The sequence below is a fragment of the Pseudomonadota bacterium genome (assembly GCA_022361155.1).
Taxonomy (GTDB): Bacteria; Myxococcota_A; Polyangia; order Polyangiales; family JAKSBK01; genus JAKSBK01.
Genome location: JAKSBK010000217.1, coordinates 1 through 8671, shown reverse-complemented (window position 1 = coordinate 8671; position 8671 = coordinate 1). Strand labels below are relative to the sequence as shown.

9 protein-coding genes and 1 pseudogene are annotated in these 8671 nt (G+C 64.2%); 1 reads left to right on the top strand and 9 read right to left on the bottom strand.

Translation table 11 applies throughout. The features are described from left to right. The 9 genes and pseudogenes from MJD61_08360 to MJD61_08320 all read right to left on the bottom strand — a co-directional run. Nucleotides 1-536: ATPase (locus MJD61_08360; protein MCG8555288.1), on the bottom strand; the 536-nt coding region annotated here is incomplete at its 3' end. A 13-nt stretch (nt 537-549) separates the two neighbouring features. Continuing rightward, nucleotides 550-1014: pseudogene (locus MJD61_08355) on the bottom strand (ATP-dependent Lon protease). Next, nucleotides 980-1657 carry a hypothetical protein gene (locus MJD61_08350; protein ID MCG8555287.1) on the bottom strand — a complete coding sequence of 226 codons (678 nt, stop codon included), beginning with the start codon at nt 1655-1657 and terminating at the stop codon, nt 980-982. Before MJD61_08350 ends, MJD61_08355 begins: the two are co-directional and overlap by 35 nt. A gap of 17 nt (nt 1658-1674) precedes the next feature. Next, the gene (locus MJD61_08345; protein MCG8555286.1) at nt 1675-1812 is read right to left on the bottom strand and encodes a hypothetical protein; all 138 of its coding nucleotides are present in this window, start codon (nt 1810-1812) and stop codon (nt 1675-1677) included. A 2-nt stretch (nt 1813-1814) separates the two neighbouring features. Then, complete coding sequence (locus MJD61_08340) at nt 1815-2384, bottom strand: BrxE family protein (protein ID MCG8555285.1); 570 nt, start codon at nt 2382-2384, stop codon at nt 1815-1817. Then, entirely contained in the window at nt 2381-2596 is a 216-nt protein-coding gene (locus MJD61_08335) for an excisionase family DNA-binding protein (protein ID MCG8555284.1), read from the bottom strand. The genes MJD61_08340 and MJD61_08335 overlap by 4 nt, the downstream gene beginning before the upstream one ends. 292 nt (nt 2597-2888) lie before the next feature. Beyond that, the gene (locus tag MJD61_08330; protein MCG8555283.1) at nt 2889-3974 is read right to left on the bottom strand and encodes a virulence RhuM family protein; all 1086 of its coding nucleotides are present in this window, start codon (nt 3972-3974) and stop codon (nt 2889-2891) included. Between the two features lie 167 nt (nt 3975-4141). Beyond that, nucleotides 4142-4300, bottom strand: a complete 159-nt coding sequence (locus MJD61_08325; GenBank protein MCG8555282.1) for a helix-turn-helix domain-containing protein — start codon at nt 4298-4300, stop codon at nt 4142-4144. Between the two features lie 283 nt (nt 4301-4583). Further along, complete coding sequence (locus MJD61_08320; protein MCG8555281.1) at nt 4584-6074, bottom strand: chromosome condensation regulator RCC1; 1491 nt, start codon at nt 6072-6074, stop codon at nt 4584-4586. A 934-nt stretch (nt 6075-7008) separates the two neighbouring features. Here MJD61_08320 and MJD61_08315 point away from each other — a divergent pair. Further along, a complete protein-coding gene (locus MJD61_08315; GenBank protein MCG8555280.1) occupies nt 7009-8442 on the top strand; it encodes a sodium:proton antiporter in 1434 nt (477 codons plus the stop codon). Nucleotides 8443-8671 lie beyond the last annotated feature (229 nt).

Sequence of the window (8671 nt, the reverse complement as noted above, 5' to 3'; positions counted from 1 at the left end):
TTGTCGAAGAACACCGGGCTGTCGGCCGATATCACACCGGCGCGCGCGGGTCCACCGAGGGCAGTCCCGGTCAGCTGGCCGTAGGTCGGATCGATTGCGGTCTGAATCCGCTGTCGAGCGTCCGCAGGTAAGACCTTCGGGTACGTATCGCCTGTGCGCGAGTTTTGATCTATGTGACTCGCCGCCTCCTGCTCAACTGCCGTTACAGCCTCGATGATCGTTCCCTTGTCCAGGCCGAGCGACTCCCACCCTCCGGCCACATCCTCCATGTCCAGTCTGTTGAGCAGGCCAGACGCCAGATCACGCACGTCCTTCGAGGTCTTCTCGTCCTTCGAAGACAGAGACCAGATTCGGTTCAGCTCGTGGACGAGGTCGGTTCGTAGGATGGTGGCGGCGTCTCGAACCGCGGACTCGTTTCGGGCCAGCCGGAGCGCTTCAAGCGGTACTGGCCGTTGAACGCCTTGGGATGCCCGAAAGAGGCGCACGAAGTCATCCGTGTTCAGGAACCAGTACGGGATCGCGAGCCGATCGCTCAACCTCTCCGGGTCGGAGTCCGGAGACCGTGCGTCGTACAGCCTTTCGGTCGCGTGCGTTGAGATGAGATCCCAACGAGAAATGGTGGTCGATGATCTCGGTGTAGTTGTGCTTTCTAAGGTCGCGCAAAGCCTCGGCGAAGTAGTCGACGACGAAGCCGTAGTGGTCGGTGAAGTGCTCGTTGCGCATCTTCGGGACTTCCCAGCCGGGCAAGTAGAAGTGGAGACGATCGATGAACGCCATGTCGTCGCGGATGACGTCGGGCATGGGCGCGAAGAGGTGTCCGGTCTGCACCATCACGTCGACGGGCTGCTGGGTGTTTCCAAACATTGCGATGCTCGCGTAGCCCGCCATCGCCTCCTGCCCGCGCTGGAACTGCCCCGACTCGCAGTAGGTCTTCATCGTGGTGATGACTTCCTTGGGCATCTTCTGGAGGTCAGCCACCTCATCGAAGCCGATCACGTCCCAGATCATGACCATGCTCGGAGCGAAACTCGCTCACCAGCAGGTAGCGGATGGTTTTGTCGCGCGCTTCCGTGACGGTGGTCTCATCCGGCAGCGTCAAACCAAGACGTGTTTGAATGAGCGCAAGTAGCTCCCGCGTTGCGTCCTTTTCCGCGACCGTGCCATCCTTGGTGTCGTCCGCGAGCCAGTTCGCCAGGAGAGCTTCGCTGTGGGTGCCATCGAAGATGGTCCGGAGGATCGAGGCCGGCTTCCCTTCGTCGCCCTGACCCAAAAAGGAAACGATGTCGCCGTAGCCAATGCTAGCCGGACGGAGCATCTCGTCGATCTGGCCATCGGTGAATCGCTTGCGCAGGACGTTGAGGGCGAGGCGTCGAAGCGGCGGCTCGTAACAGGTGCCCGCCTTCTCGATCTCCATCAAAGGAGAGGTTCGGCGGTCCCGGGGCACACCGGGGACGTAGACGATCAGCGGCTCCGGCTTTTCCGCGGCAACGATCGGTTCGACCGCGGCGCGGACCGCGAAGAACGAGCCCTGATACCGCACGAGAAATGCCAGCTCCTCGCCGATGAACACACGGGGCAGGCCGTCATAGCCGGTGCCGACCTCTTGCAGCTCGCGATCGAAGAACGGCAGAAACTCCCGGCGCTCGTCGTAGACCACGACGACGCAACGCTTCTTCAGTCGCGTACCCGCCGCAGGTTGTCCGTGCGAGAGAGGTCGAAGTCCCAGTCCTGAAACACGGAGTACGTCTCGTCGATCAAGGAGCCCTTGATGATCGTGAATGACGAGACAACGCGGGACCGGGCGTTGCGCATGTTCAGGTCTCCAGCCTCGCGTAGGGGATAGCCGGGTTGCCGGCTTCGCCGCGCGCAAAGCCGGCAGCCAGGAGGGTGAAAACGTCGTCGGTGGGTTGGTGAGTGCCGGGCAAGGGCACTGCGCGGTTCTCAGCCGAACGCCGGAGCTTTCCGACGGCATCGACGTCGGCGTCTGAGATGAGCTCGAACTGGCGGAGGGCGGCGAGAAGATCGCTTCCTTCGTAGGCGGCGAGCTTCTCGAACAGCGGGGCCCACTTCTCGCCCTCGTCGAGCCATCCCTGCCAGTGCTCTTCCAACTGGTCCTCGATCTCAGCGGGCAGGTGCCACAAGGTCATGCACCCTGGGGGATTGAAGATCTCGTGGCAGCGGGAGCTCGCTACCGCGAACACGATGCGCGCCTGCGCGAGGCTGTGCGTTGCAGGGAGTCCACGCCGGAGGGCGACTGCTCCTCGGCGCGCGAGCATGCCTTGCGTGTTCCACCAACGAGCGACGTCCATCTCACCGTGGCGCGCGACCACCAGCCGCAGGCGGAAAAGCCGATCGAAGTCGATGATCGGAGCGGGTGCGCTCATCCGTGCCCCTCCTCGCCGGCCGGTTTTGGCCCCTCCGCGCCGACGCCCCCCGCGCGCACCCACTCATCGACCTCGGACAGCTTGAACTCCCAGAAGCGACCGACCTCGTGGGCGGGGAGGCTTCTGTGCTCGATCCGTCGATCGATGGAGTTCTTCGCGATGCTCAGGTGCTTAGCGACATCTCCGACGGAGACCCAAGGTTCAGTGGACATCCGCAAACTCTCCCAGCGGCAACGGCTCCCGGCGTGACCCGCACCCAGGAGCGCTGTGCCTGGCTCCCTCAAAATTGAGTAGATCCGAGCATATCGCCTACTACCGGCTTGTGCAGCGGCGCCTGAGCGCAACATCGGTGAAGTCCGTCGCATGCCTCCCGGGCGGCACACGAGGCACGCCCAGGCATCCGCGGGCCGCTGGGGGTTCTAGACGGCAGGGACGCCTTTCGGAGCACTTGCTGACTCCCCTGCCGCTGGTGTAGACGGCTCTCAACCGATTCGGTGAACGCTGTCATGGCTTCTCGCGCTCCTCGCTCCTGCGGGGCTTGGGCGCGTTTGTCTTCTCCGCGAGGCGCTTGGTCTCGGCCACGACGCGATCGAAATCGCTCTCAAACAGTCGGTCCTGTACGATGCGGTACTTCTCGAACTCACTTTCGGCATGCGCCCTGGCGATCTCCGCCGTCACCTTGCCAGCGTCCGAGAGCACCTCGCGATCGGTCGCGACGAGGAAGCGGTTCAGCCGTGTCTCCCAGTCCTGCATGGTCATGGGGATCTTGCGGAGCGCCATGTCCTCGGCAACGTCGAGGTAGGCGTTCACCAGGCGCGAGAGCTGTGCCAGCTCGTGCTCACTCAGATAGTTCTTGGCCACGATCGCGTCGAACTTCTGGATCTTGCCGTGAGGCGCGTCGGTCCAGGTGTGGAGGCCCATGTGCTCCTTGCTGGAGTCGGCGCGGCCGACGATGACCTCGGCTGCGGTCTGCCCGTGGATGGCCCAGTGCAGCTTGTTCTGCACTTTGGCGAAGAAGCGCTTGGTGGCCTGCGCCGTCACGTCGTAGTCGACGGACGTCGCGTAGATGTCGGTAATCTTCTGGTAGAACTTGCGCTCCGACAGCCGGATCTCGCGGACGCGCTGGAGCTGCTCCTCGAAGTAGCGATCGCTCAGGACCGAGCCGCCGCGCTTGAGGCGCTCGTCGTCCATGGCAAAGCCCTTGATGGTGAACTCCTCGATGACGCGCGTGGCCCACTTGCGAAACTGCACGGCGCGCTCGGAATTGACCTTGTAGCCCACGGCGATGATGGCCGAGAGGTTGTAGTGCTTGGTGTCGTAGGTCTTGCCGTCTGTGGCAGTTATCCGAAAATTTTGGATAACTGCCTCCTCCTCGAGCTCGCTGTCCGAAAACACCCTCTTCAGGTGGTAATTGACGGTGCGAACGTCGACGTCGTAGAGTTGCCCCATCATCTTCTGGCTGAGCCACACGTTCTCATCGGCATAGACCGCCTCGACGCCGCCCCCGCCGCTGGCCGCCACGAACGTCAGGTACTCGGCCGCGGAGGAACGGACGAGGGAGGCCGTAGGGGACTTCTTCTTGCGGGTCATCCGGCCTCCAATCGACACTCGCGGCGCGTCTGCTTGCATCTCGGCTCGCGGGTTGTCGGCGGCGGCCCACAGGGTCTGCTCGAAACCTAGAGTCGCGCCGTTGTTCTTCTTGGTGCCGGCCGCTTTCTTCTTGGCCTTCGCCTTGGTTTGGCGCTTGCGTTTGGCCGTCATTCCGATGCCCCCCGTGACGAGGTGTCACCCGTTCCCGATTGCTTCTGCACCTCGATCCAGGCGTCGATGTCTTCCCGCTTGAAGCGCCAGGTCCCGGCGACCGTGAAGCCCGGCAGATCGCCGCGCTTCACGCAAGGTTCAGTGGACATCCGCAAACTCTCCCAGCGGCAACGGCTCCCGGCGTGACCCGCACCCAGGAGCGCTGTGCCTGGCTCCCTCAAAATTGAGTAGATCCGAGCATATCGCCGCCTGTCCTGTCACTCAATATCGCTCCAGGGAGGATTTAATAAACGCTACCGCTGCGAGCGCGCGGGCGGGCGCGTTCACGACCTACGTCCTCGAAATAGCGCTGCCATTCCTGCGGCCTCTTCTCCGGGCGCGCTCCCGATCGCACTCCACCCACACGCCCGGTCTGGATCGTTTACTTTGTCGCGCCTCCTAAGGCCCGGGACTGCCGCAGGGCGTTCCTGTTTCCCTGGCCATGCCAGTGCCGCTGGCTGATTGCGGCGGCGCCTCGAGGAAACCGGCGCTGCCAGAATCAGCGCCGCCGCTTGCGGCTGGACTGCAGCTGCGAATGCAGAAGTACCAACCGATGCATATGCGTTGCTCGCAGCGGCCGCCTGGAACGCCACAGTCCGACGAGTATCCCGGGAAGCACCCGCGACCCGGCCCTCCAACCGGTAGACTGCAGACAAGTGAGCCCTGAAAAGGCAAGCATGGGAAGCTGGGCGGACATCCGTCGCCGAGCTGATAGTGTTGATGGCTACCCCAGCACTTGACTTCGCCGCCGCCCAAGCGAGCGCAGGTGTGCTCCCCTCCCGCTGCGATTTCAAGTACGTCCTTGGGCTCATCGGGTTCGACAGGCGTTGGACTCTGCTCGGGTGACGTGGTGCCATCGCCCAGCTGGCCTGTGTGGTTGTAACCCCAGCACCGAATGCTGCGATCAGGCAACAGCGCGCACGTGTGGGACCTGCCGGCGCTCAGTGCCTCGGCCTGAGGGCTCATGCTCAGCGCCAAGGGTAAGCCACTCGAGGTCGTTGTGCCTGTGCCGAGCTGTCCCGCCTTGTTGTCGCCCCAGCACCTGATCTCGCCACTGGTCAGCCGGGCGCAGGTGTGATTGCCGCCTGCGCTCAACTCCACCGCACCCATCAGCCCCCGCACAGCAACCGGCATGGCACTGTCGATGGTGGTGCCGTCGCCCAGCTGCCCGGAGCCATTGGAACCCCAGCACTTCACCTCACCGCTGCCAAGCAGCGCGCAACTGTGGCCGCCACCGCTAGTCAGCTCCACCGCACCCATGATCCCAGCAACGGTCACCGGAGTGGTGCTGTCCGTGCTCAAGCGATTGCCTAATTGGCCCCTACTGTTTGAACCCCAGCAGCGAACCTGACCGTTTCGCATCCTCACGCAGGTGTGGCGCCCACCCGCGGCCACCTCGACTGCATCGCCCACGACTGGCGTGGCCTGCTTGACGCCCTTCGCGGTGCCCGCACCGAGCTGCCCTAGATCGGAAGGGGCCCAGCAGGCGACCTGTCCGTCATTGCGAAGAGCGCAGGTGTGATGGCCGCCCGCGCTGATTCGCGTTGCGCCGGCAAGGCCGTCAACAAGCACCGGCGAGGGATCGTGAGGCCTGACCGAGAGGCGACCGCTAAAGCCGCGTCCCCAACAACGTACCGTTCCGTCCGACAAACGGGCGCACGCATGCTGCTCGCCCGCAGTAATTTCGACCGCGCCCATGGCGCCGTGGACGGTTGTGATGGTTCTGCGAGGCCCACTGGGACCGCCGAAGCCGCCGAGGCCACCCAGACCGCCAAAACCACCGAAGCCCCGCCAGCCTCCGAAGCCTGCCAGCCCTCTCACGCCGGCAACGCCGCCCGCGCCGCTGCGGGCTCCCACGCCCCCGGCTCCCCAGCCGACAACACCGCCCATACCACCGCGGCCTCCGGCTGCGATAACACCGCCCGAGCCCCCACGACGCCCCGCCGAGCCAACCACACCTCCCCAACTCGGCCTCCCGCCGGCCACGATTCCGGCGTTTGCGGTTGCGGTTCCACCTCTACCCGCGCTCCCCGTCCAAGTACCTGCCCAAGTTCCTGCGCGCCCTGTCCAAGAGCCCGCGAGACTCGGAGAGTCTGGCGGCGCAACGGTCGTCTTCGCACCGCATGCAGCAGCCGCGAAAGCCAGCGCTAGCGAGAGCCCACCACGGCCCAGCATAGGAAAAGGATGCCATCTCATCGAGCAAACTACAAGGGCGCGTCTTCGGTTCTTCGGCCACGCTAGCGCTGGCGCTTCTCGAGGCGCGAGTCCGGCGCAGGGGAGCGCGCATCGAAGTCTTCCGCGCAAGCGTTCGTACAGGATTCTATTGTTGCATCCAGGATCTCAGCCGTCAGTACACGCACGCCTTCATCCAACAGATGTAGATAGACATTACTGCCTTTGTTTGTACTAATTAACGCTTTTGAAGGCAAGTATGGTCCTCCTCGTCCAGCCGGTCACGGCCTGGCGGGTGCGGCTCAACGTCCTGCGTTCGACTCGAGGTTCGGCGATCTCGGAGCTCCAGCTCTTCGCTCCGTGACGCGGAACGGCTCGGGACCATTACTGCAACTACTACTCAACATCGAACGAAGCCCCTTGGCGCTGCGGATCTCATGACCCGTGATTCAACCGGCCGTAGTCGTACTCGGGCAGCACGAGATCGTCGCGAAGCGCACGGGCCAGGAGGTGCCTCGCGAAAAAGGGCTTGTTCGCGAGATTCACGGCACGATTCCGCAGCCAGCAACCTAGCCTGTCGGCGGGAGCGAAGAAGCCGCGTGGGGGCGCCGGCGATATAGACCGCGGCGGCAGCTTGGGGTAGGTCTCGGCCATGGACGCTGCTACCGACGCCGGCTGGACGTCGCTGCTGCCCGCGCTGGTCACGATCGGGTTGGCGTTTGCGACGCGGCAGGTGATACCGGCCCTGTTCGCGGGGATCGTCACGGGATCGCTCGTGCTCTACGGGCAGACGGGCGACAGCGCGGACTTGAATTTCATCTCGCGCTTCTTCATTCCTTCGATCGGCGCGGAACGCTACGCACAGATCCTGCTGGTCTACCTTTGGTCGCTCGGCGGCCTGCTCGGAATCTGGCAAAAGACCGGTGCCGCCCGCCACTTTGCCGAGAGCGTGGGCATGCGGCTTTCGCGAACCCGCAACCACTCTCTGTTCTTCGCCTGGCTGCTCGGCGTGATCTTTCATCAAGGGGGGACCATCAGCACGGTGCTCGTGGGCTCGTCGGTCAAGCCGGTCAGCGACGCGCACGGGGTGAGCCACGAGGAGCTAGCCTATGTGGTCGACTCCACGGCTTCGCCCATCGCAACCGTGCTGCCGTTCAACGCCTGGCCCATCTACGTCGGGGGCCTGGTGGCCGGCAGCATCCCCCTGATCCCGAGCGCCGAGGAAGGCGTGCGCTTCTTCATGGGATCGCTGCCGTACAACTTCTACGCCATGTTCGCGGTGCTATCGACGCTCCTGTTCGCCTGGCAGCGCCTTCCCTTCGTGCCGGGACCCATGGCAGCGGCACGCAAGCGAGCTCTTGAAGGCGGTCCTCTGGATCGCCCCGGTGCCCATCCCATGCTTGTCGACGCGGCCGCAGACGACCTTCAGGGCGACGCCGGCTATCCCGCGGGCCTCGTGGATTTCCTGCTGCCGCTCGCGCTCCTCATCGGAATCAACGTGGTGCCTTACCTCTTGTGGGAGGAAAACTGGGTAAACGAGGCGTTCATGGCTTCGGTGCTCAGTGCGATGCTGATCGCGCGACTGCGAGGCATGGCGCTGAGACCGATCGTCCAGGGCTTCATTTCGGGCTGCGCCAGCATGACCATCGGTGCCATCGTGCTGGGATTGGCGGTCACCATCGGCGCGGTGGCCAAGGAGCTGCACACGGCAGACTTCCTCGTCGGGGCGATCCAGGGCGGCATCCCTGCGCTCGCCCTACCCGCCGCCCTCATGCTGCTGTCCATGGCCATCGCCTTCGCTACCGGCACCTCCTGGGGTACCTACGCCGTCGTTTTTCCCATCGCCATGCCGCTGGCTTGGGCCTTCCATCCCGACGCGCGCTTCGTCGAAATCTGCTTTGGCGCGGTCCTCGGAGGCTCGGTCTTCGGCGACCAGTGCTCGCCGATCTCGGACACCACGATCCTGTCCAGCATGTTCACGGGCTGCGACCTGATGGACCACGTCAAGACCCAGCTGCCGCTGGCCTTGAGCGCAGCCGGGCTGGCCGCCCTGTGCTCCACACTTCTCGTAGTCGTGGGCCGGTAGACCCGTTGCAACCTGAAGCCAACGTGGTCGACCTTTGTGCTAAGGGCCCGCGGAAGAACAACTCGTGTGTTTCGGCGAGGACTGGGCGCCGCTGGCGAGGCGCGACGACGAGGAGTATTGGGGATACTTCGAGGAGGAGCAACATAGCCAGCGGTGGTCAGAACCGGCGAAATGGATGAGTTATTCTTCCGCGGACCCTAACGGCGAAGAGCGATGAGCTCGGCGATTT

What these genes read in the sequence shown, in the direction of transcription:
- MJD61_08345 (MCG8555286.1), bottom strand. Translation starts at nt 1,812, where the DNA reads ATGCGCAACGCCCGGTCCCGCGTTGTCTCGTCATTCACGATCATCAAG.
- MJD61_08335 (MCG8555284.1), bottom strand. Translation starts at nt 2,596, where the DNA reads ATGTCCACTGAACCTTGGGTCTCCGTCGGAGATGTCGCTAAGCACCTG.
- MJD61_08320 (MCG8555281.1), bottom strand. Translation starts at nt 6,074, where the DNA reads ATGGGCGGTGTTGTCGGCTGGGGAGCCGGGGGCGTGGGAGCCCGCAGC.
- MJD61_08340 (MCG8555285.1), bottom strand. Translation starts at nt 2,384, where the DNA reads ATGAGCGCACCCGCTCCGATCATCGACTTCGATCGGCTTTTCCGCCTG.
- MJD61_08315 (MCG8555280.1), top strand. Translation starts at nt 7,009, where the DNA reads ATGGACGCTGCTACCGACGCCGGCTGGACGTCGCTGCTGCCCGCGCTG.
- MJD61_08330 (MCG8555283.1), bottom strand. Translation starts at nt 3,974, where the DNA reads ATGACCCGCAAGAAGAAGTCCCCTACGGCCTCCCTCGTCCGTTCCTCC.